This is a genomic window from Streptomyces sp. x-19, assembly GCF_046549115.1.
GTDB lineage: Bacteria > Actinomycetota > Actinomycetes > Streptomycetales > Streptomycetaceae > Streptomyces > Streptomyces albulus_C.
In genome coordinates, this window is the sequence record NZ_JAJPWK010000016.1 from 160,972 (window position 1) to 184,944 (window position 23,973).

General features: G+C 74.0%; 20 protein-coding genes. 12 read left to right on the top strand and 8 right to left on the bottom strand.

Annotated features, from left to right (window positions below; genetic code table 11):
* Positions 1-16 precede the first annotated feature (16 nt).
* Positions 17-820 (bottom strand): IclR family transcriptional regulator, encoded by an 804-nt coding sequence (locus ACLJT4_RS29425; protein ID WP_411126822.1) that lies wholly within the window; start codon positions 818-820, stop codon positions 17-19.
* 162 nt (positions 821-982) lie between these two features.
* Between ACLJT4_RS29425 and ACLJT4_RS29430 the strand changes: the two genes are divergently transcribed.
* A complete protein-coding gene (locus ACLJT4_RS29430; protein ID WP_233659679.1) occupies positions 983-1,312 on the top strand; it encodes a bifunctional 3-phenylpropionate/cinnamic acid dioxygenase ferredoxin subunit in 330 nt (109 codons plus the stop codon).
* A 28-nt stretch (positions 1,313-1,340) separates the two neighbouring features.
* Here the strand turns inward: ACLJT4_RS29430 and ACLJT4_RS29435 are convergent, their stop codons facing one another.
* Complete coding sequence (locus tag ACLJT4_RS29435; RefSeq protein WP_411126825.1) at positions 1,341-1,721, bottom strand: hypothetical protein; 381 nt, start codon at positions 1,719-1,721, stop codon at positions 1,341-1,343.
* 370 nt (positions 1,722-2,091) lie between these two features.
* Between ACLJT4_RS29435 and ACLJT4_RS29440 the strand changes: the two genes are divergently transcribed.
* From ACLJT4_RS29440 to ACLJT4_RS29460, 5 genes are all read left to right on the top strand, one after another.
* Complete coding sequence (locus tag ACLJT4_RS29440) at positions 2,092-4,836, top strand: nitrate- and nitrite sensing domain-containing protein (protein WP_411126827.1); 2,745 nt, start codon at positions 2,092-2,094, stop codon at positions 4,834-4,836.
* Entirely contained in the window at positions 4,833-5,258 is a 426-nt protein-coding gene (locus tag ACLJT4_RS29445) for a roadblock/LC7 domain-containing protein (protein ID WP_411126829.1), read from the top strand. Before ACLJT4_RS29440 ends, ACLJT4_RS29445 begins: the two co-directional genes overlap by 4 nt.
* Before the next feature lie 31 nt (positions 5,259-5,289).
* The gene (locus tag ACLJT4_RS29450; protein WP_411126831.1) at positions 5,290-5,703 is read left to right on the top strand and encodes a DUF742 domain-containing protein; all 414 of its coding nucleotides are present in this window, start codon (positions 5,290-5,292) and stop codon (positions 5,701-5,703) included.
* A gap of 187 nt (positions 5,704-5,890) precedes the next feature.
* Complete coding sequence (locus ACLJT4_RS29455) at positions 5,891-6,760, top strand: alpha/beta fold hydrolase (RefSeq protein WP_411126833.1); 870 nt, start codon at positions 5,891-5,893, stop codon at positions 6,758-6,760.
* A gap of 212 nt (positions 6,761-6,972) precedes the next feature.
* Entirely contained in the window at positions 6,973-7,581 is a 609-nt protein-coding gene (locus ACLJT4_RS29460) for a GTP-binding protein (RefSeq protein ID WP_411126835.1), read from the top strand.
* 199 nt (positions 7,582-7,780) lie between these two features.
* Here ACLJT4_RS29460 and ACLJT4_RS29465 read toward each other — a convergent pair whose 3' ends face one another.
* Together ACLJT4_RS29465 and ACLJT4_RS29470 are read right to left on the bottom strand one after the other, a co-directional pair.
* On the bottom strand, positions 7,781-8,152 hold the full coding sequence (locus ACLJT4_RS29465) for an MFS transporter (protein ID WP_411126837.1): 372 nt from the start codon (positions 8,150-8,152) through the stop codon (positions 7,781-7,783).
* Between the two features lie 87 nt (positions 8,153-8,239).
* Entirely contained in the window at positions 8,240-10,003 is a 1,764-nt protein-coding gene (locus ACLJT4_RS29470) for an EAL domain-containing protein (RefSeq protein ID WP_411126839.1), read from the bottom strand.
* 208 nt (positions 10,004-10,211) lie between these two features.
* On the opposite strand from ACLJT4_RS29470, the gene ACLJT4_RS29475 reads away from it, so the two are divergent.
* From ACLJT4_RS29475 to ACLJT4_RS29490, 4 genes are all read left to right on the top strand, one after another.
* Positions 10,212-11,312, top strand: coding sequence for an ABC transporter ATP-binding protein (locus ACLJT4_RS29475; protein WP_411126841.1), 1,101 nt, complete (start codon positions 10,212-10,214; stop codon positions 11,310-11,312).
* Positions 11,313-11,398: 86 nt separating this feature from the next.
* Positions 11,399-12,568, top strand: a complete 1,170-nt coding sequence (locus ACLJT4_RS29480) for an ABC transporter substrate-binding protein (protein ID WP_411126843.1) — start codon at positions 11,399-11,401, stop codon at positions 12,566-12,568.
* Positions 12,569-12,582: 14 nt separating this feature from the next.
* On the top strand, positions 12,583-13,422 hold the full coding sequence (locus ACLJT4_RS29485; protein ID WP_411126865.1) for an ABC transporter permease: 840 nt from the start codon (positions 12,583-12,585) through the stop codon (positions 13,420-13,422).
* Between the two features lie 15 nt (positions 13,423-13,437).
* Positions 13,438-14,250 carry an ABC transporter permease gene (locus ACLJT4_RS29490; protein WP_016572073.1) on the top strand — a complete coding sequence of 271 codons (813 nt, stop codon included), beginning with the start codon at positions 13,438-13,440 and terminating at the stop codon, positions 14,248-14,250.
* 63 nt (positions 14,251-14,313) lie between these two features.
* On the opposite strand, the gene ACLJT4_RS29495 is transcribed toward ACLJT4_RS29490, so the two are convergent.
* Complete coding sequence (locus ACLJT4_RS29495; RefSeq protein ID WP_411126845.1) at positions 14,314-15,156, bottom strand: M15 family metallopeptidase; 843 nt, start codon at positions 15,154-15,156, stop codon at positions 14,314-14,316.
* Between the two features lie 102 nt (positions 15,157-15,258).
* Positions 15,259-17,721, bottom strand: coding sequence for a glycoside hydrolase family 31 protein (locus tag ACLJT4_RS29500; RefSeq protein ID WP_411126847.1), 2,463 nt, complete (start codon positions 17,719-17,721; stop codon positions 15,259-15,261).
* 288 nt (positions 17,722-18,009) lie between these two features.
* Here ACLJT4_RS29500 and ACLJT4_RS29505 point away from each other — a divergent pair, with 288 nt between their 5' ends.
* Together ACLJT4_RS29505 and ACLJT4_RS29510 are read left to right on the top strand one after the other, a co-directional pair.
* Positions 18,010-20,034, top strand: coding sequence for an acetoacetate--CoA ligase (locus tag ACLJT4_RS29505; protein WP_411126849.1), 2,025 nt, complete (start codon positions 18,010-18,012; stop codon positions 20,032-20,034).
* Between the two features lie 151 nt (positions 20,035-20,185).
* Complete coding sequence (locus tag ACLJT4_RS29510; protein WP_411126851.1) at positions 20,186-21,094, top strand: hypothetical protein; 909 nt, start codon at positions 20,186-20,188, stop codon at positions 21,092-21,094.
* Between the two features lie 100 nt (positions 21,095-21,194).
* Here the strand turns inward: ACLJT4_RS29510 and ptsP are convergent, their stop codons facing one another.
* Positions 21,195-22,865 (bottom strand): phosphoenolpyruvate--protein phosphotransferase, encoded by a 1,671-nt coding sequence (gene ptsP, locus ACLJT4_RS29515; protein ID WP_411126853.1) that lies wholly within the window; start codon positions 22,863-22,865, stop codon positions 21,195-21,197.
* An 84-nt stretch (positions 22,866-22,949) separates the two neighbouring features.
* A complete protein-coding gene (locus ACLJT4_RS29520; protein ID WP_411126855.1) occupies positions 22,950-23,399 on the bottom strand; it encodes a PTS glucose transporter subunit IIA in 450 nt (149 codons plus the stop codon).
* Positions 23,400-23,973: the final 574 nt, after the last annotated feature.

A 23,973-nucleotide genomic window follows, 5' to 3' on the forward strand; every position in this document is an offset into this window, starting at 1 on the left:
GCCACCGCGCCCGGGCTCAGCCGGCGTACCCCATGCGGCGGGAGAGTTCGGCGGCGGCCTGCACCGCCGCCTTCGCCAGCTCCGGGAGGCGTTCCCGGGCCATCCGGTAGGCGGGCCCGGAGACGCCGATCGCGCCGATGACCGTCCCGTCGTACGAGCGGACCGGCGCCGCGACGGCGTTCAGCCCGGTCTCGAACTCCTCGACGGTGCAGGCGAACCCGTCCTCGTGGGCGGCGGCCAGCTGCTCCCGCACGGCGGCCGCGGTGGTCAGGGTGCCGTCGGTGAACCGCGGCAGCGTGCGGCCCAGCAGCGCCTCGCGGCGCTCCCGCGGCAGGTGGGCCAAGAGGACCTTGCCGCTGGCGGTGGCGTGCAACGGGGTGCGCCGGCCCAGCCAGTTGTGGGCGGTCACCGCGGCGGAGCCCCGGGCCTGCATGATGTTGACCGCGGCATCGCCGTCCAGCACCGCGATGTTGGCGGTCTCCCCGGTCTCGTCGGCCAGCGCCCGGCAGACCGGCTGGCCCTCCTGGGAGATGTCGAGGCGGATCGCCGCGGCGCCGGCCAGCCGCAGCACCCCGGAGCCCAGGAAGTACTTGCCGCGCTCCTTCTCCTGCTCGACCAGGCCGCGGTTCTCCAGGACGCCCAGGATCCGGAAGGCGGTCGACTTGTGGACGCCCAACTCGTCGGCGAGTTCGGTGACCCCGGCCTCGCCCAGCCGCGCCAGGCTCTCCAACACGCTCACCGCGCGGTCCACGGACTGTACGGAACCGCTCCCGCGTCTGTCCTCGGCGCGTCCGTCCGCCGGGTCCGTCGTCTTCGCCATGGCTGTCGCCTCACCACCCCGTCGCCCCCGACGGGCACGCCGTGGGGCCGCTCTCCGGAAGGCCCTTGACGCGGGCTCCCCCGACTTGGATTCTGTTGCGCATCGCGCGATGCGATGCGCAATTCACAACGCCATGATACCGATCAGTGTGAGGGGGGCCAGATGTTTCCCGTCTGCCGCATCGAGGATCTGCCGGTCGGCGAATCCGTCCGGATCCAGATCGACGACACCACACCCGCCATCGCCGTCTTCCACACCGAGGACGGGCTCTACGCCGTCGACGACACCTGCAGCCACCAGGACGCCTCGCTCTCCGAGGGCTGGGTCGAGGGCTGCTTCGTCGAATGCCCGCTGCACGCCGCCCTGTTCGACCTGCGCACCGGAGCGCCGACCTGCCTGCCCGCCCGCCGCCCCGTGCGCACCCACGAGGTCGGGGTGCTGGACGGAACGGTCCACGTGCGGCCCGCCGTGCGTGAAGGGGCGGTGGCCTGACCGCCGACCCGGTCGGGGCGCTGGCTCGTCACGCCGCTGCGCGGTCCGTCCGCGACGGCTCCTGCGACGGCCGGCGCCCCCGCCGGCGGGCCCGTCGGCGCTCCCGCCGCAGCTCCCGGGCGGTGCTGCTCGGCTCCGACCGCACCCCGTGCCGCTGCACCCAGACCTGCCGGGTCACCCACACGTCCAGCACGCCCCAGGTCGCCACGATGGTGCTGGCGACCGTGCACAGGACCGCGGGGAACGCGAACCAGGACCCCGCGAGCGTGCACAGGAAGGCCACCATGGCCTGGATCAGGGTGATCGCCACGATGATCACGGCCCGCACCGCCGCGGTGCGTACCGGGTCGGCCATCCGGCGCCGGCTCGCCGGCTCCTCCCGCCACAAAGGACGCCTGTCGCGGTCCATAGCGTCACACTCCCCGCACTCTCCCCGGACCCTGCCCCGCCGCCCGACCCCTCGGTGGCTGCCCGGGTTTCACCGGATACATGCCACACGGACCGGCCCGCTGTCCACTCGGCGTCCCCCTCAGCCACCACGCACCGGGGTGCGCGGAAGCATCCGGGCGGGACGGCACCGGCCGCGCGCCCCGGGTGGCCATAGCCACACTCGACGGCCGGCCGGCCGGGCATCGCCGGACATCTCATGACGATCCCGCCCCGCCGACGTGCCCCGCTGCTGCGCCGGGCCTACGGATCGGTCGCCCGACAGTAGTAGGCTCACGCCGCTGTTGACGGAACACCACCCCCGAACGCGCGGGGTTGACGTAGGGGAGGCCATGCGCTTTCGCGGGAAGTCGGTCCGCCGGAAGATCGTGGCGCTGCTGCTCGTGCCGCTGGTGTCCCTGACGCTGATGTGGACGATCACGACGTACGTCGCCGGGCGGGAAGCCAACCAACTCCTCGATGTCGGCACCGTGGTCCGCAACCTCGGCTACCCGGTCGAGGACACCATCCAGGCCATCCAGCGCGAACGCCGCCAGAGCCTGCTGTACCTCGCCGACCGCCGCGGCGCCAACGCGCTCAGCGAACTCCACCACCAGACCCGGGCCACCGACGACGCCGTGGCCCGGCTGCACGACAACGTGGACACCCCGGACGTCCGCGCGGACCTGGCCGGTTCGGCCGTCGGCCGGCTCGACGACCTGGTCAGGGGCCTGGACGGACTGGAGGACCTGCGCACCCAGGTCGAGGACAACCGGCTCGGCCGCGAAGAGGCCATGGAGTCCTACAACGCCGTGGTCGACCCCGCCTACGACCTGCTCGCCGCCCTCCACGCCCTGGAGAACGTCGAGATGGACAAGCAGGGCCGGGCGCTGGTCAACCTCACCCGCGCCCGGGAGGCGTTCTCCCGCGAGGACGCCCTGATGTCCGCGATCCTCGCCTCCGGCAGCATCAGCAAGCGCGACCAGCGCGCGCTCTCCGACCGGATCGCCGAGCGCCGCATCCTCTACGCCACCAACCTGCCGCTGCTGCCCGCCGCCGACCGCGGCGTCTTCGAGGACTACTGGCACTCCGCCGGCGCCCGCGAACTCACCTCCCTCGAGGACCGGGTGATCGCCGCCGACCCGTCGACCGCCGCGCGCACGGTCAACGCCGACCGCTGGAACACCGCCGCGGAGCAGGTCCTCGGCGACCTCGGCCGGTTGGGCAGGGACGCCGGCGACCGCTATCAGGAGCGGGTCGCACCGATCGCCACCCGGATCGTCTTCAAGGCCGTCGCCACCGGCGTCCTCGGCTTCGTGGCGCTCATGGTCTCGGTCGTCGTCTCGCTGCGCATCGGCCGCCGGCACGTCCGGGACCTGACCCGCCTGCGCAAGACCGCCCACGAGATGTCCGGCGTCCGACTGCCGAGCGTGATGCGCCGCCTGGCGGCCGGCGAACGGGTCGACGTCGAGACCGAGGCGCCCCGCCTGGAGTTCGGCCCGGACGAGACCGGCCAGGTCGGGCAGGCGCTCAACACCCTCCAGCGGGCCGCCGTCGAAGCCGCCGTCAAACAGGCCGACATGCGCCGCGGCGTCTCCGAGGTGTTCGTCAACCTCGCCCGCCGCAACCAGGTCCTGCTGCACCGCCAACTGACCCTCCTGGACGCCATGGAACGGCGCACCGAGGACACCGACGAACTCGCCGACCTCTTCCGGCTCGACCACATGACGACCCGCATGCGGCGGCACGCCGAGGGCCTGGTCATCCTCTCCGGCGCGGCCCCCTCCCGGCAGTGGCGCAAGCCGGTCCAGCTGATGGACGTGGTGCGGGCGGCGGTCGCCGAGGTCGAGGACTACGAACGCATCGAGGTCCGCCGGCTGCCGCGCCTCGCGGTGGACGGCCCCGCGGTCTCCGACCTCACCCACCTCGTCGCGGAACTCCTGGAGAACGCCACCGTCTTCTCCCCGCCGCACACCGCCGTGCAGGTCCTGGGCGAACGGGTCTCCAACGGCTACGCCCTGGAGATCCACGACCGCGGCCTGGGCATGGCCCCCGACCAACTGCTGGACGCCAACCTCCGGCTCGCCGAGACCCCCGAGTTCGAGCTGTCCGACACCGACCGGCTCGGCCTGTTCGTCGTCAGCCGGCTCGCCCAGCGCCAGGGCGTGCGGGTCTCCCTCCAGCCCTCGCCGTATGGCGGCACCACCGCCGTGGTCCTCGTCCCCGGCACGCTCCTCACCGACACCGGCGAGGGCGCCCGCGACACCGGTCCGACCGCCGTCGACACCGCGGCCGAGACCGCCGAGGATGCCGCGACCGCCGCCCTCGACCCGCTCGCCCAGGTCCCGGTGCCGCTGCCCCGGCGCACCCGGCGGGGCGTCCTGGACGGGCCGGTCGAGCCGGAGGCGCCGGTGACGCCCGACGAGCAGGACGCGGCGGACCGCGCCGACGACGGGACCACCCCCTTCCCGGCCCTGCCGCGCCGCCGGACCGGCCGGGCGGCGTCCGGCGGCCCGAAGGCCGTGCGCGACGCCGCCGACGTCCCGTCCGGCGAACAGCACCAGCAGGCCGGCGACCAGGCACCGACCGGTGCCCCCGCCCCGCTGCCGCGCCGGCCCCGCACGCCGGTCCTGGTCGCCGACCACGGCCGGACGGTGGACGGCGCGCGGACCCCGGACGCCCCGCGCGACAAGGAGCGCCCGTCGTCGTCCGCGCCGTCGCGGCCCACCGCCGCGCACACCCCCCGGGACGCGCCGGCCGACGGCACCCCGGCCGACGGCACCCCCGCCCCGACCGCCACCCCCACCGGCCTGCCCCGCCGGGTGCGCCAGGCCAGCCTGGCCCCGCAGCTCAGGACCGACCAGGGCGCCGAGCCCCCGGTGGACCAGCCGGCCGCGGCGGCCGCACCGGCCGCGGACGACCGGGACGCCGAGGCGGTCCGGGCCCGGATGTCCTCGCTCCAGCGCGGCTGGCAGCGCGGCCGGCGGGAGAACGGCGAGGCCCCCCACACCCCCACACCCCCGGACCCGGGCACCCCAGACGGTGCCGCCGGGGGCGCAACAGCACCACGAACCACATCGGGAGAGGACGGTCCATGACCGCACCGAAGGCAGCCGCTTCCACCACCGCCTCGCCGCACGGATCCGGGGAGTTGAACTGGCTCCTGGACGAGTTGGTCGAACGGGTCGGCAGCATCCGCCAGGCACTGGTCCTCTCCAGCGACGGCCTGGCCACCGGCGCGTCCAAGGACCTCACCCGCGAGGACAGCGAGCACCTGGCCGCGGTGGCCTCCGGCTTCCACAGCCTCGCCAAGGGCGTCGGCCGGCACTTCGACGCCGGGCAGGTCCGACAGACCATGGTCGAGCTGGACGACGCGTTCCTCTTCGTCAGCGCTGCCGGCGACGGCAGTTGCCTGGCGGTCCTCGCCGACGCCGACTCCGACGTCGGGCTGGTCGCCTACGAGATGACCCTGCTCGTCAAGCGGGTGGGCACCCACCTGGGCACCGCGCCCCGGTCCTGACCGGCCGGCCGAGTACGACTACGGTGACGCCATGACCGAGCAGGAGGGCCGGCCGGCACCGGAACGCCATCCGGCCCGTTGGTTCGACGACGACGCGGGGCCCGTCGTCCGTCCGTACGCGATGACGCGCGGGCGCACCCGCACGGCCGCCGAGGGGCGGTTGGACCTGATCGCGCTGGTGGTCGCGGAGAGCCGGGCCGAGGGGACGATCACGGACCAGACGCTCTCGCCGGAGCACGTCGACATCGTCGAACTGTGCCGCGACGCGCCGCAGTCGGTCGCCGAGCTGGCGGCCGAGTTCGACCTGCCGGTCGGCGTGGTCCGGGTCCTCATCGGCGATCTGCTGGACGCCGGGCTGGTCCACGTCACCCGCCCGGTGCCGCCGGCGGAGCTCCCGGACGAGCAGGTGCTGCGCGAGGTCATCGACGGCCTGCGCGCGCTGTGACGGCGCGGCCGGACGCCGCCGCGGACCGCACCACCGCCCGCCCCTGACCCGGGCGGGCGGCGCCCGTCCCCGGCCCGCACCACCCCGCGCCAGGCGTGCCCGGTGCCCGACTACGGTTGCCGTGATCATCCGTCACCCCCCGCCGGCCGGCACACCGTGCCCGACCCCGGACCCCAGGAGCCCCACCATGGCCGCCGACCCCACCCCCGTCACCCGCCTGCGACTGACCGCCGGACCGTACACCTTCGACGCACTGGCCAGCGGCCCGGCCGACGGCGAGGTCGTGCTGCTGCTACACGGCTGGCCCGAGTTCGCCGACTGCTGGCACGCCGTCCTGCCCGCCCTGGGCGCCGCCGGCTACCGCGCGCTCGCCGTCGACCAGCGCGGCTACTCCCCGGACGCCCGCCCGCCGCGGATCGCCGACTACGCCGTCCCCGAACTCGTCGCCGACGCCCTCGCCTTCGCCGACTCCCAGGGCGCCGAGCGCTTCCACGTCGTCGCCCACGACTGGGGCGGCATGGTCGCCTGGGCGCTGGCCGGCGCGCACCCCGAGCGGCTGGCGTCGCTGACCGTGCTCGCCACGCCGCACCCCGAGGCGCTCAACCGCGCGGCCGCCGGCGACCCCGAACAGCACCACCGGCTGGACTACGTCCGCTTCTTCCGCCGCCCGGACGGCGCCGCCGAGGCGTCCCTGCTCGCCGACGACGCGGCCCGCCTGCGCGCCGTCTACGGCGGCAAGGTCCCCGCCGAACTGGTCGAGTCCAACGTGCGGCGGCTCGCCGAGCCCGGTGCGCTGACCGCGGCTCTGAACTGGTACCGCGCCCCCGAGTCGGTGATCTCCGTGCCCGCCGGGCGGATCGCGGTGCCCACCCTGTTCCTGTGGGGCAGCGAGGACGTCGCCCTGGGCCGCGGCGCGGCCGAGTCGACGGGGGAGTGGGTGGACGGCCCGTACCGCTTCGAGGCCCTGGAGGGCGTCAGCCACTGGCTGCCCGAGGAGGTCCCGGCACGCGTCACCCCGCAGATCCTCGACCACCTCGCCGCCCACCGGCAGGACTGAGCCGCCCGCCGCGCGGTCCTTTTGGGGCGGTTGGCGGCCTCTGCCCGGCTGCCGGACCGGGCCGGCAGGCCCTCAAGTGGGCGCCGTACGAAGCACGTTGTACGGTGCAGGGGCGACCGCCGTCGGTGGTCGCCCCTGCACGGGCCGCCCGGGGACACCTGGCGTCGCCCCCTGCGCGTCCCGCATCCTCGGCAACCACGAGAAGGAATCCCATGGTCTGGCGTTCTGAGCGCCATCGCCGGTCCGCCCCGGTCGAGCCGGTGACACTCAAGATCCTCGTCGCCGGCGGGTTCGGCGTCGGCAAGACCACCCTGGTGGGCGCGGTCAGCGAGATCCGACCGCTGCGTACGGAGGAGCGGCTCACCGAGGCCGGTCGCCCGGTCGACGACCTGCACGGCGTCGAGGCCAAGTCCACGACCACCGTCGCGATGGACTTCGGCCGGATCACCGTGCACGAGGGACTGGTCCTGTACCTCTTCGGCACCCCCGGCCAGGACCGCTTCTGGTTCCTGTGGGACGAGTTGGCCCGTGGCGCGCTCGGCGCGGTCGTGCTCGCCGACACCCGCCGGCTGGCGGACAGCTTCGCCGCCATCGACTACTTCGAGCGCCGCGGCCTGCCCTTCGTCGTCGCCGTCAACTGCTTCGACGGCGCCGACCGCTACCCCGTCGACGCCGTCAAGGACGCCCTGGACCTCGACCCCGCCGTCCCGGTGGTGCTCTGCGACGCCCGCGCGCAGGACTCGGCCCGGGACGTGCTGGTCGCCGTCGTCGAGCACGCGATGCGGCGCGGCGCCCAACGGCGGGAGCCCGCCCTGCGCTGACCGGCGCCCCGGGACCGCGCCGGCGCCGCGCGGCCCGACCGCATGGTCCCGACTGCGCCGCCCCGACCCGCGCTTCCCTGACAGGGCGCGGAAGTACGGCCCGCACCCCGCCGCCCGGGGTGCGGGCCGTACGCCTGTCGGACCGCCCGGCCACGAGCAGGTGCCCGCCGACGGCTCGTCCCCGGCCGCGCTGTGAGACCTATGCGCGGGGCGTGCTCGCCGGCGGTTCCGGCCGGGGCGCATGCGGCCGGAACCGAGCGGGTCGACCGCGATCCCGCCCCGAAGTCCCGGTGTGCCGCGCCTGTTCCGGTGCGCGTTCTTGTTCCCGTTCGCGAGGTACTGCGTGCGTGCGCGTGCCACGGCTGGGGGCCCACACCAGAGCAAGTGCCGCGACCCCGGCGGTGATGAGGAACATGGCTCGCAGGCCATGGTGTTCGGCGTACGCGCCGAGCAGCGCGGGCCCCGCGATGGTGCCCAGCCCCAGGCAGAAGACGGTGATGCTGAAGCCGGCAGTGGGCCGCTCGGGAAAGACGCGGTAGCTCCACACCGCGAGAAGCCCGGAGCCGGCCATGAAGCTCGGGCCGTAGAGCAGGGCGGAGAGGGCGACCGGCGATGGCCGGGGAGGCTGCCCGCCCGGCTGTCGGGCGGTGCGCGACGGTCAGCCGGCGGTCCGCGCACCTTCCCGTCCCGTCGGCGCACGGTCCTCGGCCCCGTCCACGCCCACGGCCGCCGCCGGGTCCACCGCCGCCGCGGGTCCCGGTACCCGCGCGGCCGCCCCCCGCCGCACCTCGGTGCGCGTCGACCCCGGCCGCCCCACCACCCAGCTCGCCCCCGGCAACTCCTTGGCGGCCTTCTTCAGCGGCGCCAGCGCGGCCGCCGCCGGACCGTGGCCGGTGACGCTCCCGGGGGGACAGACCACCGTCGCCAGCGACAGCGTCACCGGCATCTCGCCCGCCGACCACGCCACGTCGAGCAGTGTCTTGGCGAACGGCTCCAGCCCGTCCGGTTCGGCCAGTACCAGGAAGTCGTCGCCGCCGATGTGCCCCACCCGGCTGGCCGGCTCGCCCGCCGCCACCTCCGCCAGCGTCCGCCCCACCGACCGGATCAGCTCGTCCCCCGCCGCGAAGCCGGCACCGTCGTTGACCTGCTTGAACCCGTCGACGTCCAGCCAGCTCAGGGCGATCTCCCGCCCCTCGGCGATCCGCCGGTCCACCTCGCTGTTGACGGCGTCCGACCCCGGCAGCCGGGTCAGCGGATTGAGCCGGGCCGCCTCCTCCACCCGGCTCTCGGCCAGGGCCCGCAGGATGTCGGCGAGGTGCACCACCCCGATGCAGCGGCCGCGCTCGTCCACCACCGCCACGTCGTCCCCGGTCCGGTCCCGCTCGCCGTCGGCGATCATGTCCAGTACCTGCCAGGCGGTGGCGTCCGCGCCCACCGTCCGCGGCCGGTCCGCCAGCCGCAGCGCGGGCCGGTCCGCGTACAGCGCGTGCCCGTACCGCCCGGAGAGCGAGAGCAGGAACCGGTCCCGGTCGATCGCCCGCACCGGCACCCCGTCGGCGTCCACCAGCAGCACCCCCGACACCTCGGGGAACCCGGTCAGATGGCTGCGCACCGCCCCCGCCGACGCGCCCATCGGCAGCAGCGCGGCCGGTTGGAGGAACTGCGCCACCGGCGGACCCGACGGCGCCCGGTCCGGTACCCGCCGGCCGCTGACCGGCGGTGGGAGCGCGGCCGGCACGTACACCTCGGTCGCCGCCCGCCGCGACGGCGGCGCGAACAGGTGCCCCTGCGCCAGCTGCACCCCGGCCTCCCGCACCGCCGCGTACTGCCGTTCGGTCTCCACCCCCTCGATGGCCAGCAGCCCGCCCACCCGCTCGCACAGCTGCCGCATCGCGGCCACCGCCGCCTGCCGCCCCGGGTCGCGCTCCAGCCGCACGCACAGCGAGCGGTCCAACTTCACCAGGTCCGGGGCGAGTTCGCCCAGCATCCGCAGCGGCAGGTCGCCGTCCCCGACCCCGTCGGCGCAGATCCGGTAGCCCGCGTCCCGCAGCCCGGCCACCGCGGCCAGCAGCTCCTGCTCCGGAACCTGGGTGAACGGCCCCACCAGATCCAAGGTGATCTCCCACGGCCGCCGGCCCGCGGCCCGCACCGCCGCACCCAACGACGCCAGCTCCGGCCGCTTCGCCACCGTCCCCGCGAAGACGTTGACGTGCAGCGGCAGCAGCGTCTCCTGCTCCGCCGCGGCCTGCACGGCGAGCGCCGCCAACTCCGCGTCCAGATCGGGGCACTGGCGCGCGCAGGCCAGCACGTCGACCTCGCCGTCCTCGGGTCTGGCGAGGGGCTCCAGCGCGGCGACCGACCCGGTCGCGAGGTTCACCACGGGCTGGAAAGCGAAGCGGAGCTGGTCCGTCCAGGCAGGCACGAGCAGCAGGATGCCCCTCCCGGGACGCCGGCGCCGCCGCGTTCACGCACTGTTCACACATCCTTCCGGAGCGTGCCGCGGGCGGGGTGCGGCCGGGCCGTCGGGCCCACCTTTGACGCCACGTCAGTCACGAGGGCGTCCTCCCTGCCGACGCGTAACGCCGGTACAGTCACCGGCGCGCTCACACCGCTCACGAGAGGGCCCGCCCGTGACCGAAGCCGCCCGCACCGACGGCCACCCCCCGCACCCCGAGGCTGCCCCGGGCACCCCCGCAGTCCGACTCACCGCCCTCACCAAGGACTACACCAGCCGGGCGACCGGCACCGTCCGCGCCCTCGACGCCGCCGAACTCACCATCGAGCAAGGCGAGTTCTTCTCGCTCCTCGGCCCGTCCGGCTCCGGCAAGACCACCCTGCTGCGCCTCATCGCCGGCTTCGAACACCCCACCGCCGGCCGGATCGACCTCGCCGGCCGGGACGTCACCGCCCTCCCGCCCAGCCGCCGTGACGTCCACACCGTCTTCCAGGACTACGCCCTCTTCCCACACATGACCGTGGAGCAGAACGTCGCCTACGCGCTCACCGTCCGCGGCGTACGGAAGGCCGAACGGCTCGCCAGGGCCCGCGAAGCCCTGCACACCGTCCAACTCGACGACCACGCCCGGCACCGCCCCGCCCAGCTCTCCGGCGGTCAACGACAGCGCGTCGCCCTGGCCCGCGCCCTGATCGACCGCCCCGCCCTCCTGCTCCTCGACGAACCACTGGCCGCCCTCGACCGCCGGCTCCGCCACGAACTGCAGCGCGAACTGGCCCGCCTCCAGCGCGCCACCGGCGTGACCTTCCTCCTCGTTACCCACGACCAGGAGGAGGCCCTCACCCTCAGCGACCGGCTCGCCGTCCTCGACCACGGCCGGCTCGTCCAGACCGGCCCGCCCCGGGACCTCTACGACCGCCCGGCCACCGCTTTCGTCGCGGCCTTCGTCGGCACCACCAACCTGGTCCGCGACGCCACCGCGGTCCGCCTCATGGGCGCACCCGGCACCTACAGCATCCGCCCCGAACGCCTCCGCATCGCCGTCCCCGGCACCCCGGACGCCATCCCCCGACCGGGCGAGCGGACCACCCCCGGCCGGATCACCGGCATCGCCCACGCCGGCGCCCACACCCGCTTCACCGTCCGCCCCGACCCCGACGGCGACGAACTCACCGTGCTGCACCTGAACACCTCCGCACTGCCCGACGCCGCCGGCCCCGGCGCCGGCGTCCACGTGCTGTGGCGCACCGACGACGCCCGCCGGCTGCCGGAGTGACATCCCGGTGAGGCCCTCTGGTGGCGGACCGTCGTCATCCGGATACTGACGGGGACCGACGGTCGGGTGCGACGGGAGAGTTCGGCATGCGCAACGCGAAGTTCTGGACCGCCTCGATGGGGATCGGCACACTGCTGCTCGCCACGGCCTGCGGCAGCGGCACCGGTGGCCAAGGTGCCACCGCGCAGCGCAGCGTCGGCAAGGGGGAGGGCCGGGTCAACATCATCGCCTGGGCCGGATACGCCGAGGACGGCTCCAACGATCCCAAGGTCGACTGGGTGCACCCCTTCGAGAAGAGCACCGGCTGCCAGGTCAACACCAAGGTCGCCGGCACCTCCGACGAGATGGTCGCACTGATGAAGACCGGCCAGTACGACACCGTCTCCGCGTCCGGCGACGCCACCCTGCGCCTGATCGCGGCCAAGGACGTCGCCCCCGTCAACACCGACCTCGTCCCCAACTACCGGGACATCTTCAGCGGCCTGAAGATGCGGCCGTTCAACTCCCGCAACGGGCAGACGTACGGCATCCCGCACGGCCGCGGCGCCAACCTCCTCATGTACCGCACCGACCGGGTCACCCCGGCCCCCGACTCCTGGAAGGCCGTCTTCGACGACGCCGCCAAATACCCCGGCAAGGTCACCGCCTACGACTCGCCCATCCACATCGCCGACGCCGCCCTCTACCTCATGAAGACCGACCCGGCCCTCGGCATCAAGGACCCCTACGCGCTCGACCAGACCCAACTCGGCGCCGCCGTAGCCCTGTTGAAGAAGCAACGACGCAGCATCGGTGAATACTGGAGCGACTACCAGAAGGAAGTCACCGCCTTCAAGAGCGGCGACAGCGTCATCGGCGACGCCTGGCAGGTCATCGCCAACACCGCCCTCGCCGAAAAGGCCCCGGTGAAGGCCGTCCTCCCCAAGGAAGGCGCCACCGGCTGGTCCGACACCTGGATGATCTCCGCCAAGGCCGCCCACCCCAACTGCGCCTACAAATGGCTCAACTGGATCGTGTCGCCCAAGGTCAACGCCCAGGTCGCCAGCTACTTCGGCGAAGCCCCCGCCAACGCCAAGGCATGCCGGGAAACCACCGACCCGCACCACTGCGCCACCTACCACGCCGACGACGAGAACTACTACCGCCGCGTGCACTTCTGGACCACCCCCACCCGCCAGTGCCTCGACGGCCGCACCGACACCACCTGCACCGACTACGCCCAGTGGACCCGCGCCTGGACGGAGATCAAGGGCTGACCCGGCCCACCACGATGGCCCCCGCACCCCGCCACCGGGGCCGGCTCGCGGCCCTCCTCGCCCCGCCCCTCCTCTGGCTGGTCCTCGCCTACCTCGGCTCCCTCGCCGTCCTCCTCCTCTCCGCCTTCTGGACCACCGACCCCTTCACCTCCGACGTCCTCCACACCTGGACCCCCGACAACTTCCACGAACTGCTCACCACCCCCGTCTACCGCACCGTCGCCGTCCGCACCGTCGGCATCGCCCTCGCGGTCACCCTCCTCGACGCCCTGCTGGCCCTCCCCATGGCCTACTTCACGGCCCGGATCGCCACCGGCCGACTGCGCAGAGCCCTCCTGGTCGCCGTCCTCACCCCGCTGTGGGCCGGCTACCTGGTCAAGGCGTACGCCTGGCGCGTACTGCTCAGCGACCACGGCCTGATCAACGCCGCCCTCGCCCCGTTCGGCCTGCGCGGCCCCGGCTACGGCACCACCGCCGTGGTCATCGTGCTCGCCTACCTCTGGCTGCCGTACATGATCCTGCCGGTGCACGCCGCCCTGGAACGGCTGCCCGTCCACCACCTCGAAGCCTCCGCCGACCTCGGCGCCGGCACCCTGCGCACCCTCCGCTCGGTGATCGCCCCCACCGTCCGCCCCGCCCTCCTGGCCGGCTCGGTCTTCACCTTCTCGCTCAGCCTCGGCGACTACCTCACCGCCCAGATCGTCGGCGGCCGCACCCAACTCCTCGGCAACGTCATCGCCTCCCAGGTCACCCTCGACCTGCCGCTCGCCGCCGCACTGTCCACCGTCCCCGTCGCCCTCGTCGTCGGCTACCTCGCCGCCGTCCGCCGGGCCGGCGCGCTCGACCAGCTCTAGCCCCCAGGAGGCCCGGTGCACCTGTCACGCACCGCCCGTGCCGTGCTCGGCGCCGTGACCGCAGCCGGCCTCGCCCTGATCCACCTCCCGCTGCTCCTGGTCGTGCTGAACTCCGTCAACGCCGACCGGTCGTTCGCCTGGCCGCCGCCCGCGCTCACCGGCGAGTGGTGGGCGCGGGCCCTCCACACCGCCGGCGCCCGCGACGCGCTCGCCACCTCACTGCGGGCCGGCCTGGGCGCCACCGCCGTGGCCCTGGTCCTCGGCAGCCTCGCCGCCTTCGCCGTCCACCGTCACCGCTTCTTCGGCCGACAGACGGTGTCGTTCCTGCTCGTGCTGCCGCTCGCGCTGCCCGGCATCGTCACCGGCATCGCCCTCAACGCCGCGTTCCGCACCGTCCTCGCACCCCTGGGCATCGGCTTCGGTCTGTTCACCGTCATCGTCGGCCATGCGACCTTCTGCGTCGTCATCGTCTTCAACAACGTCGCCGCCCGGCTGCGCCGGATCGCCCCCTCGCTCGCCGAGGCGTCCGCCGACCTCGGTGCCCGCCCCTGGCAGACCCTCCGCCACGTCACCCTCCCCGCGCTCGCCCCGGCCCTGTTCGCGGGTGCCCTGCTGGCCTTCGCGCTCTCCTTCGACGAGGTGGTGGTGACCACCTTCACCGCCGGCGCCGGCACCAAGACCCTGCCGATCTGGATCTACGAGAACCTCGCCCGCCCCAACCAGGCCCCGGTCGTGGACGTCGTCGCCACCGTCCTCATCGCACTCTCGGTGATCCCCGTCTACGCCGCCCAGCGGCTCTCCTCGGACCCGGCCGGCGGACGCCTCTGAGGACGCCCGCCGGCACCGCACCCGGCATCCGCCCGGAAGGGCACCCGGGCGCACGCCCAGGACTCAGCGACGCTCCAGCGAACTCCGGGCGACTGGGAAATCGAAGTAGGTGTCCGGGAACGTCTCCGGCGAGAACGTGTAGTGCCACCACTCGTCCGCGTAATTCACGAACCCGGCCCCCTCCAGCCCCGCCTTCAACAGCAGCCGATGGGCCCGCTGCGTCCCCGTTATCCGCGGATCGAGGGTGTGCGCGAGAGTGTCGAAACAGTCGAACCCGGTCCCCATGTCCAGGGAATTGTCCGGGAAACGGCTCGCCTTGGGCCCGAAGCACGACGTCAGCGGCTCCCCGGGCACGTACGGCCGGGTCGGCACCGCCGGCAGCCTGACCAGCGTCAGATCGACCGTACTGCCCCTGCTGTGACCGGACTTCTCCGCGATGTACCCGTCCCGGAACAGCACCGACTTGTCCACCCGCGGATAGAACTCCGCCTTCATCCGCTGGTCCGACAGGTCCTTCGCCCAGGCCACGAAGTGGTCGACGGCCCGCTGCGGGCGGTAGCAGTCGTAGACCTTGAGGGAGTAGCCGCGCCGCAGGAAACCGACCTGCGCCCGGTGCAACGCCCGCGCCGCGTCCCGGGTGAGCAGGCACAGCGGCTCGCGGTACCCCGTCACCGGTACGCCCATGAAATCGTGCGGCGTGGCGTACCGGATCTCCTGGATGATCGTGGGATCGACGTCGCGCAGCGCCACGAACTCCCTCGGCGCCCTGGGACCGTCGGCGCCGGCGGGGTGCGACGGCGGCGCGGCGGCGGGCCCCGCCGCCGCGTTCGACGGGACGACGGCGACGGTCAGCAGGGCGGCGGCAGCGGCGGCCAGGCCGCGCCAGGCGGCAGCAAGTCTCGGCATGCCTCCTCGTCTACCAGGCGCGGCGGTCACGGGGAACCCCCTCGCCGACCACCGGCCCCCACACCCCTCCGCCCCGCCCAACGGGCCCGCCCCGCAACCCCGTTACCCGTCGACCGCCCCCGGGTCCTCCCCGGGCAGCCCCCGCACCCGCACCGGATACCCCACCGGGCCCCCGTCCCGCCGCTCCACGACCACCCGACCGCCGTCCCACCGGCTGGTGAACCGCTCCACCTCCGGCCGCCGCCAACCGTCCCCGCAGTCCGGCACCACCACCCCGCCGCCCGTACGCCCGACCGCCGGCGCCCACGCCTCCAACTCCGTCCCGCCGTCCGCCCCCGTCACCGGCAGCACGGCACCGGCCCGCGCCAACACCGGAATGCGGGACAGCGGCGCCTCCACCCACACCCGCCCCGGCCCGTCGTAGGCCCGCCCGGTCGCGGTGTCGTACCACCGGCCGCGCGGCACCCGCACCGCCCGCCGCACCGCCCCCGCCTCCAACACCGGCGCCACCAACAGCGCGTCCCCCAACAAGAACGCGTCCGTACAGTCCCGCAACGCCCGGTCCCGCGGCGAACTCCACCACACCGGCCGCACGTACGGCGCCCCCGACAGCCGCGCCAACTGCCCCAACGTCACGAAGTACGGCAACAGCCGGGTCCGCTCCCGCAGCGCCGCCCCCGCGTGCGCCAGCACCTCCGCCCCGTACTCCCACGGCTCCCGCCGCCCCGCCCACAACGCCGAATGCGTACGGAACAGCGGCAGGTACGCCCCCAACTGAAACCACCGCAGATACAGCTCCGGCGACGGCACCCCCGAGAACCCGCCCACGTCCGGCCCGCTGTACGGCACCCCGCACAACCCCAACCCCAACACCAGCGACAACGACGCCCGCAGCCCCGGCCACCCGGTCGCCACGTCCCCCGACCACGTCCCCCCGTACCGCTGGAGCCCCGCCCAGCCCGACCGGGAGAACAGGAACGGCCGCTCCCCGGGCCGCAGTTCGCACAGCCCCTCGAAAGCCGCCTGCGCCATCGCCAACCCGTAGACGTTGTGCGCCTCCCGGTGGTCGCCACCGTGCCCCTCCAGGTCGTGCCGCGCCGACCGGGGCAGCGTCGCCTCCCCGAAGGCCGCGAACGACACCGGCTCGTTCATGTCGTGCCACACCCCGGCGAAGCCCTGCGCCAGCCGCTCCGCGTACAGCGCCCCCCACCACTTGCGCACCCGCGGATCGGTGAAGTCCGGGTACACCGACTCACCCGACCACACCTCCCCCCGCACCAGCTGCCCCTGCGCGTCCCGCACGAACGCGTCCACCGCCGCCCCGCCGTCGTACACCGCGTTGCCCGGCTCCGCCTTCACCGCCGGATCGACGATCGACACCAACCGCACCCCCGCGGCCCGCAACTCCCCGGCCAACCCCGGAAGATCCGGAAACCGCTCCCGGTCCACGGTGAACACCCGGTGCCCGTCGTAGTGGTCGATGTCCAGATGCACCGCGGACAGCGGCAGCCCCCGCTCCCGGTAGCCCGCCACCACGCGCCGCACCTCGTCCGCACCGCCGAACCCCCACCGGGCGTGCTGGTACCCCAACGCCCAACGGGGCGGCAACGCCGGCGCACCGGTCAGCACCGTCCACCCCTGCAACACCCGGGCCGGCGTCCCCGCCAGCACCCAGTAGCGCAGCGGCCCGCCGTCCATCCGCACCTCGCAGGTGCCCGGCCGGTCGTGCCCCGAACCGGCGCCCTCCATGCCCTCCTGCAACGCCACCCGGCCGTCCCAGGAGTTGTCGTGGAACACCAGGTGCGTCCCCGCGTCGGCCACCACCAACTGCACCGGCATCGTCAGGTACAGCGGATCGTCCCCCGGCCCGAACGCGCCGCCCGGATCGGCGTTCCACAGCCGGTACGTCCCGTCCCGCAACCGCGGCCCGGCCGACCGGCCGCCAAGCCCGAAGAACCGCGCGTCCGCCGCCACCTCCGCCCGCTGCACCCACCGCGACGTCACCGCCCCCGCGGGCCGCCCATCCGGCTCCACGGCCTCCTCCGCCACCTCGCCCCCGGCCGCACCGCCACCCCCGTCCGGCGCACAGTCCGCGACCCGGTGCCACCAGCGCGGCGGCAGCTCCCGCCGCAACAGCGCCCCACCCGGCGTGCGCACCTCCACCGCACCGAACCGGGACACCACCACCAGCACCCGCTCCGAGACGATCCGCCAGCCGCCCTCCGTGTCCGGCTCCAGCACCGCCCGCGGATCCACCGCCGGACACGCCCCGGCCAACGCGTACGACGGCTCCGGACCGGCCCCGTCCCAGCCGCAGAACACCGCGCCGCCCGCCGCCACCCGCACCCGCAGGGACGACCGCGCGAAGTGGATCACCCCGCCACCCGGCAACCGCTCCGCCCCACGCGCCTCACCCGGCACCCGCGCCCGCTCCGCACCCCGCCGCGGCAGCGCCCGCGCATCCGCTCTGCTCCGCCGCCACGCCGCACGCACGGACCGCAGCCCCTGCACCGCCCCGACCGCCCTGACCATCCGTACCGACCGCACCAGATCACGCCCGTCCATGCCGGTCAGCCTGCCATTGACGACCCGTCCGGGGGGAACCGTTCAACTGCCGTTCACCTGCGCACGGGCGAGCCGGCCACCTCCCACGCCCCGCCCCGCCCCCTCGCCTGGCCGGAACCGTCCCACGCACGAAGGCCCCGCCACCCCCGAATCTGCCGGTCGACCCTGGTGCCCGAGTCGATCACGTGGCATCGTCCAGGCAAGCCAGCCGGTCACGCGCACCACCGGGAGACCCCCACCACCGCGCGGGACCGCCGCCCACGCCGCGTACCTGCCAGGAGCCGCATCATGACCACCGCCCCGCACTCCGCCGCACACCCGGCACCGGAGCCGCTCTGGCAGCCCGGCCCGGACCGGATCGCCGGCGCACAGGTCACCCGCTTCCACACCTGGGCCGCCACCCACCACGGCGCACCCGCCCCCACCCCCGGCGACCCCGCGGCCAGCTACGCCGCCCTGCACCGCTGGTCCGTCGACCACCTCCCGACCTTCTGGCAGGCCGTCGCCGCATGGTTCGACGTCCGCTTCGGCACCCCCTACGACACGGTCCTGGCCGACCGCGCGATGCCCGGCGCCCGCTGGTTCCCCGGCGCCACCCTCAACTACGCCGAACACGCCCTGCGCGCCGCCGAGGACCCCGCCCGCGCCGACGCCCCCGCCCTGCTCCACGTCGACGAGCGCCACCAGCCGGCCGCCGTCACCTGGACCGAGCTCCGCGGCCAGGTCGGCTCCCTGGCCGCCGCCCTGCGCCGCCTCGGCGTCCGCCCCGGCGACCGCATCAGCGGCTACCTCCCCAACGTCCCCGAGGCCGTGGTCGCCCTCCTGGCCACCGCCGCGGTCGGCGCCGTGTGGACCTCCTGCGCCCCCGACTTCGGCGCCCGCAGCGTCCTGGACCGCTTCCAACAGGTCGAACCGGTCGTCCTGTTCACCGTCGACGGCTACCGCTACGGCGGCAAGGAACACGACCGCCGCGACACCGTCGCCGAACTCCGCGCCGAACTGCCCACGCTGCGCGCCGTCGTCCACGTCCCCCTGCTGGGTACCCCCGCCCCCGAAGGGGCCCTCGACTGGTCCGACCTGACCTCGGACGCCACCGAACCGGACTTCGCCCAGGTCCCCTTCGACCACCCGCTGTGGGTCCTGTACTCCTCCGGCACCACCGGCCTGCCCAAGGCCATCGTCCAGTCCCAGGGCGGCATCCTCCTCGAACACCTCAAACAGACCGGCCTGCACTGCGACCTCGGCCCCGACGACCGCTTCTTCTGGTACACGTCCACGGGCTGGATGATGTGGAACTTCCTCGTCGGCGGCCTCCTCGCCGGCTCCACGATCGTCCTGTACGACGGCAGCCCAGGCCACCCCGACACCGCCGCCCAGTGGCAGGTCGCCGCCGCCACCCGCACCACCGTCTTCGGCACCTCCGCCGCCTACGTGATGGCCTGCCGCAAGGCCGGCCTGCACCCCGCCCGCGACCTCGACCTCTCCACCGTCACCTGCGTCGCCACCACCGGCTCCCCGCTCCCGCCCGACGGCTTCCGCTGGCTGCACGACACCTTCGCCGAAACCGGCACCGACCTGTGGACCGCCTCCGTCAGCGGCGGCACCGACGTCTGCAGCTGCTTCGCCGGCGCCGTCCCCACCCTCCCCGTCCACATCGGCGAACTCCAGGCCGCCTGCCTGGGCACCGACCTCCAGGCGTGGGACCCCCAGGGCGAGCCGGTCCTCGACGAAGTCGGCGAACTGGTCGTCACCAACCCCATGCCGTCCATGCCCACCCGCTTCTGGAACGACCCCGACGGCACCCGCTACCACGACAGCTACTTCGACACCTACCCCGGCGTCTGGCGGCACGGCGACTGGATCACCGTCACCTCCCGCGGCAGCGTCGTCATCCACGGCCGCTCCGACTCCACCCTCAACCGCCAGGGCGTCCGAATGGGCTCCGCCGACATCTACGAGGTCGTCGAACGCCTCCCCGAGATCCGCGAATCCCTCGTCATCGGCCTCGAACTCCCCGACGGCGGCTACTGGATGCCGCTCTTCGTCCACCTCGCCCCCGGCGCCACCCTGGACGACGACCTGCGCGACCGCATCAAGCGCACCATCCGCACACAACTCTCACCCCGCCACGTCCCCGACGAGATCATCGAAGCCCCCGGCGTCCCGCACACCCTCACCGGCAAGCGCATCGAGGTCCCGGTCAAACGCCTCCTGGCCGGCACCCCCCTCGAAAAAGCCGTCAACCCCGGCTCCGTGGACAACCTCGAAATCCTCCGCTTCTACGAGCGGATCGCCGCCGACCGCGCCGAGTGACCCCGCCCCGGCGCCGGCGGCCCCCGCCCGGCGCCGGGCCCTCCCACGCCCGAACGGCCCCGCCCGCCGTTGTCAGACCCCCCGATTACTCTCGGTGACAAAGGTCGTCCGACCAGTGACGACCGACCCACGCACCCACCGAGGGGGAGTCATGACACCCACCACCCGCCCCACCCACCACCCCGCCGGCCACCCGCTGCGCCGCGACCTCCCCAGCACCGCCGCCGTCCTCGCCGACGCCCGGGACTTCGCCGCCATGCGCCGCTACCGCACCTTCCCGTTCCACGACCACCGCGGCTACCTCCGACAACTGGAGGGCCTGCTGCGCACCCTCGCCGCCGAGGGCGTGCACACCACCCTCTGCCTCTTCGACCCGACCGCCTACGCCCACTACTGCACCGACCACGACCTCGACCCCGACGACCCCGGCAGCCGCAGCCGCTACACCGCCGCCGCCGCCCGCACCGGCGCCACCCTCGCCTACGACGGCACCCCGCTCGACCGGCTCCTGCCGTTACTCACCGAGGAGGCGGCCCGCCGCGCCTCCTGGGACCGCGCCACCGCCCTCCTGGCCCGCGCCGGCCGCTGCACCGCATGCGGCCACGACCTCGCCCACGCGGCGTTCACCCGCGCCACCACCGCCCTGCACCACCTCCTCACCGCCCTCGGGGACGGCACCCACCACCTCGTCTGCACCCTCCCCGACACCACCGGCCCACTGCGCGCCTACCTCCTCGCCACCACCGGCCCCGACAGCACCCCGCCACGCCTGCCCGAGCCCGAGACGCTCGCCTTCTGCACCGTCCTCGCCGCCGCCCTGGCCCGGCCCGCCCCCGGCGCCCTCGTCTGCCGCACCACCCCCACCCGAGGCGCCACCCCCGCCACCGTCCGCGGCTGGCGCCTGCGCGACGCCTGGCCCACCCCCCTCAGCGCCGCCGAGATCTTCGACGCCTACTGCACCGACCCCGAAACCGACGAACCCATCCCGCCCGAGCACCACGTCGACTACGCCCCCGGCCTGCCCCTGCCACCCCCACCCGGCCCGCACTGCCACCCCTGACCCCACCGCAGGGACCCCGCAGACACGCGAAACGGCCGCCCCGCCACCAGGCGGGACGGCCGTCCCGAAGTACCTCACACGGCGCCGCGCGCCGCCCGGATCACTCCCCGGAGAGCACCGCCTGCGCGGCCGCCCGGGCATCCGCAGCGGTGTCCGCGGCCCGCGCCGCGGCCGCCGCCCGCTCGCACTGCGCCAGCGTGTGCTTGGCCAGCGTCGCCCGCACGTAGGGGAGCGACGCCGCACCCATCGACAGGCTGGTGACCCCCAGACCCGTCAGCACGCACGCCAACAGCGGATCGGAGGCCGCCTCACCGCACACGCCACAGCTCTTGCCCTCGGCCTTCGCGGCCTCGGCCGAAACCGCCACGAGGTCCAACAACGCCGGCTGCCACGGGTCCTGCAGCCGCGACACCGCGCCCACCTGCCGGTCCGCCGCGAAGGTGTACTGCGCCAGGTCGTTGGTGCCCAGCGACAGGAACTCCACCTCCTGAAGGATCGACCGCGCCCGCAGCGCCGCCGACGGAATCTCCACCATCGCGCCGAACTTCGCCTGCAGCCCGGCCTCCCGGCAGGCATCCGCGAACGCCTTGGCGTCGATCCGGTCCGCCACCATCGGGGCCATGACCTCAAGGTAGACCGGCAGCCCCTCGGCGGCCTTGGCCAACGCCGACAACTGCGTCCGCAGCACCTCGGGGTGGTCCAACAGCGTCCGCAGACCCCGCACGCCCAGCGCCGGGTTCGGCTCGTCCGCCGGCGTCAGGAAGTCCAGCGGCTTGTCGGCCCCCGCGTCCAGCACGCGCACCACCACGCGCCCCTCGGGAAAGGCCTCCAGCACCTTCCGGTACGCCTCGACCTGCTTCTCCTCCGACGGCGCCTGCTTGCTGTCGTCCAGGAACAGGAACTCGGTCCGGAACAGCCCGACGCCCTCCGCACCGGCCTCCACCGCCGCCGGCACGTCCGCCGGCCCACCGACGTTCGCCAGCAGCGGCACCTTGTGCCCGTCGGACGTGGCACCCGGACCGGACGACGCCGCCAGCGCCGCCTTCCGCTGCTCCGCCGACCGCGTCAGCTCGGCCCGCTTCTCATCGCTCGGGTTGACGAAGACCTCACCGGTGCTGCCGTCCACCGCGATCACGGTGCCCTCGACGAGCTCACCGGCACCCGGCAGCGCCACCACGGCCGGCACTCCCAGGGCCCGCGCGAGGATCGCACTGTGGCTGGTCGGCCCGCCCTCTTCGGTCACGAACCCGAGCACCAGCGCCGGGTCCAGCAGCGCGGTGTCGGCCGGCGCCAGGTCCCGCGCGATCAGCACGTACGGCTCGTCGCTGTCCGGCACGCCCGGCATCGGCACACCCAGCAGCCGCGCCACGATCCGGTTCCGCACGTCATCGAGGTCGGCCACCCGACCCGCCAGGTACTCGCCCGCCCCGGCCAGCAGCGCCCGGTACGCGGCGAACGCGTCGTACACCGCGCGCTCCGCCGTGCTGCCCACGGCGATCCGCCGCTCGACGTCGGCCATCAGCTCGGGGTCCTGGGCCATCATGGCCTGGGCCTCCAGCACATGCTGGGCCTCGCCACCCGCCAGGTTGCCCCGCGCGATCAGGTCGGCGGCCACAGCCTCCACGGCCTGGCGGGCGCGCCCCTGCTCGCGCTCCGCCTCCTCCGTGGGAATCTGCTTGGCCGGCGGCTCCAGGACCGCCGTCCCCATGTGCCGCACCTCGCCGATGGCCACGCCGTGGCTCACGCCGACGCCCCGCAGCGTTGTCTCCATGTCACCCGTCTCCGGTCGTTGCGGCGGGCCCGGCCGCCGCGGTGGATGTCGTACCTGCCGTCTCGCGACGGCGTCCGGCTGCTGCTACTGCCAGGAGAAGAGCGCGTCGCCGGCCTTGATGTCGCCGTCCTCGCGCACCTCGCCGAGCGAGTCCGCAGTCGCCTCCAGCGCGACGACCGGGCACACCGGCGACTTGCCGGCCTCCTCGACCGCGGCCGGGTTCCAGCGCACGACGGCCTGCCCGCGGGTGACGGTGTCGCCCTTGTTCACCAGCAGCTCGAAGCCCTCGCCGTTGAGCTGCACGGTGTCGATGCCGAGGTGCGTCAGCACGCCGTGCCCTTCGCCGTCCACGACGACGAACGCGTGCGGGTGCAGGGAGACGATGACGCCGTCCACGGGCGAAACCGCCGCCGACGGTTCACGGACCGGGTCGATGGCGGTACCGGGACCCACCATCGCGCCGGAGAAGACGGGGTCCGGCACTGCCGCGAGCCCGATTGCGCGTCCTACAAGAGGGGACGTCACGGTGGTCATGGGAAACCTCCCGGGTGAAGATTCATCAGGCCGCCGTCACTGCCTGTCCCGGACGGCGCACCGTTGAGAAGCGTAAGTCATAAGAACTGACGGTTCCGCATGACAGAGCCCAGTTGTGCCCCCATCTCAGCGCGGAATCGATTTGCCTCGCCCACCCGGCCCCTGTACTGTCTGAGATCTGCCCCGGACAGCCAGGAAGCGCTTCGACGCGACCGACTGAGTGGGCGGCACTCCTCAGAGTCATGATCCAGATTCTCGAATCGTGCGCTTCTGCATGCTTGCAGAAAAGCGGTGGTCCGAAAGCCGGAAAAGCCCTGATAGAGTGTGAAACACCGAAGGGAAGCGCCCGGCGGAAACCCGAGAGGGAATCCAAAGGAAGCGTCCGTTCCTTGAGAACTCAACAGTGTGCCAAAAGTCAACGCCAGATATGTTGATACCCCGTCTCCGTCATGGAGATGAGGTTCCTTTGAAAAGTCCTCCCAAGCTTGGGAGGCGCACAGCGAGGACGCTGTGAACCGTGAGGATTATTCCTCCTCATGGTTCCGCTCAACGCGAGTGTTGTTGCCGGATTACC